This window comes from Microcystis sp. M53598_WE2, assembly GCF_030067735.1.
In the GTDB taxonomy this organism is placed as follows: domain Bacteria; phylum Cyanobacteriota; class Cyanobacteriia; order Cyanobacteriales; family Microcystaceae; genus Microcystis; species Microcystis aeruginosa.
The window spans coordinates 1-2,427 of the sequence record NZ_JASJFE010000800.1 but is presented as its reverse complement, the minus strand read 5'-3'; the positions used below and the strand labels follow the sequence as shown (position 1 = coordinate 2,427).

Below are 2,427 nucleotides of genomic sequence, written 5' to 3'. Positions count from 1 at the left end.
GGAGGTGGCTCGACCGCCGAGAGCGGTATAATTAATATTTAAATGCCGCCATGGCTAACTTGAAGTGAGAGTATATGTTGAAAGGGACTATTTATTTGCATAAGTTCAGTTATTTTCTTCGATTGGTTCGAGAGATTGGTGGCTGGGATTTCCTATACCGCTATGTAGTACGATCATTTTATAAAATAACCAAGCTCAACCAGAAAATGGTTCTATTTAATAATGTAGAAATGACTCTGCCGTACGATAGTCGATTCGGAACGGAAATTTTCCTCAAGGGAAGCAATTTGGATTGGGGATCTGAAATTATCCTTCATCGATTCTTAGATATTAATAAAGACTTTATTGATGTTGGAGCTAATATTGGTTATTACAGTTTACTGGCTGCTCCTTTATCCAATCAGGTTTATGCCTTTGAACCCGATCCGAGAATGGTTGAACACTTAAAGAGAAATCTTTCCCAGTTTCAAAACTGTCATGTTCTAGAAGAAGCACTTTTTTCCGAGCCTGGCACCATGGATCTTAATTTAAACTCAATGCCTGAACTAAATTCGCTGGTTAGGCATAGTCCCCAAGAGAACAAGGTGACAGTCAAGGTAAATACTTTAGACCAATTGATGTCTGATTATCCGTTACTAAGTGTTTCCTGTATCAAAACAGATGCTGAAGGAGCAGACTTCGATATACTAATGGGTGGCAAAAATCTTCTAATTCGAGATCAACCTTTGGTCTTGTCGGAAATTTATCCAACAAAGAAGCTCCTTGAATTTATTAAATCTATTGAATTTACCTGTTTTGCTTTCGTCAAACCTAAGGATGAGGATGGAGCTAATTTACAACCAAAATTCATCAAGATTGAAACAAAACCGACCAACTCTCATATTAAAATGATTTTCTTAGTTCCTCATAGGCTCTTGTCAAGGTTTGAAGAGCTAAAAGATGTCTAACACTGCTTATTCCTAGGAGTGCGATGCCGAAGGCACTGCGTAGCAGTACGCCATCGCTGTAGAGTGCGTTCCCTAATGTGGCTCCTACTGCCGCACCGATAGATTTTTGGGAACGCACCATGCTCATTCATTCGAGCAAGTGATTACAAGCTATACTTTAGAAGGTCATAATCTGAGATTTATTAAACTTCTGAAATGGTAGAGTGAGCAAGGAATCAAGTTCTTTTTTATGTTTCCGATGGGAATCATTCAGACAGAGAATCCCAACGATGGCACTGTTGAAGATATCGAACTAGGAATCCCGCTCGGACAAGCTGAAAAAGTTTACCGTAAAGCGACGTTACCCGTGTGCAACTATATCTTTAGTCTTGATTTACAAGGCTCTCAGAAATCAGCCGAGATAAAGTATCCTCGGGAACCCTGATTCTGTCCCTATTTAACCCCAGTTCGGGTTACTATAGCTAATTTTTGGCTGTTAGCAATTATAGCTCTCAAAAGGGGGTGGGAATGATGAGATCAAGTTTATTTTCGGTCTGAGGATGACGAAACGATAATTGTTTAGCGTGTAGGTGTAAACGGTCGGACTGCTTACCATTGTACAAGCGATCGCCTAAAATTCCTATCCCTAATCCCTGTTGACTATGAACACGAATTTGATGGGTTCTTCCCGTGTAGGGAATAAATTCTAGCCGAGAATAATTGCCTTCTTTACCGACAACTTTAAAATAGGTTTGACTAGCTTTCCCCCTTTGCCAGTCCACAGTTTGATAGGGTCGATTTTGCGGATTTCCCCAGAGAGGTAGGTCAATTATGCCTGATTCTCGCTCAATAATTTCTGATAATATAGCTTCGTAGATTTTCTCCACTTCTCGCCGTTGAAATTGTTGGGATAAACAACGATAAATATCTAAACTTTTAGCTAGTAATAATATACCAGAAGTTTCTCGGTCTAAACGATGAACTGGAATGACATTTTTTCCCTGACGACGAAACCGATTGACCACAGCATCTTGACTATCTTGATAACGTCCTGCTACCGATAATAATCCCGCAGGTTTATTAATAACAATTATTCCCTCGTCTTCATAGATAATTTCTAGGGATGAACGTAAACCAGAGAGTAAAAAACCCATGAGAGGTTGACATCTTTCTTGACAAGCACCATAAAATTCTCCCTGTTTTCTATCTCGATTCGATTCTCCCCACCAAAATTCGGCCATGGCGACAGGTTTTAATCCTTTCATGGCGGCATAATTTAATAATTTCGGGGCGCAACATTCCCCTGTTCCCGTCGGTAACAAATTACTGCCCATCAATTTAGCTAAGGAGAGAGATTGTCCAGAAAAGTTGTTTAAACAGTAGGATTGATACAGCAATTCCTGTAACTGTTTGGAGAGGTTCCTACGCTGTTGCTTAAGTTCAATAATTCTCTGATTGGCTACGTTTATTTTCTCAATTAAGGGTTTTAAAACTTGTTTTT

At 39.6% G+C, this 2,427-nt stretch carries 2 protein-coding genes and 1 pseudogene; 1 reads left to right on the top strand and 2 read right to left on the bottom strand.

Annotated features, from left to right (window positions below):
* Nucleotides 1-74: 74 nt before the first annotated feature.
* Nucleotides 75-947, top strand: a complete 873-nt coding sequence (locus tag PX636_RS16330) for an FkbM family methyltransferase (protein WP_353853488.1) — start codon at nt 75-77, stop codon at nt 945-947.
* A 157-nt stretch (nt 948-1,104) separates the two neighbouring features.
* On the opposite strand, the pseudogene PX636_RS16325 reads toward PX636_RS16330, so the two are convergent.
* Together PX636_RS16325 and PX636_RS16320 are read right to left on the bottom strand one after the other, a co-directional pair.
* A pseudogene (locus tag PX636_RS16325) lies at nt 1,105-1,239 on the bottom strand (IS630 family transposase); the annotation flags it as partial.
* 199 nt (nt 1,240-1,438) lie between these two features.
* A partial coding sequence (locus PX636_RS16320; protein ID WP_288117847.1) for an RluA family pseudouridine synthase occupies nt 1,439-2,427 on the bottom strand: 989 nt, incomplete at its 5' end.

Coding starts and splice junctions, on each gene's coding strand:
- PX636_RS16330 (WP_353853488.1), top strand. CDS start 75: ATGTTGAAAGGGACTATTTATTTGCATAAGTTCAGTTATTTTCTTCGA.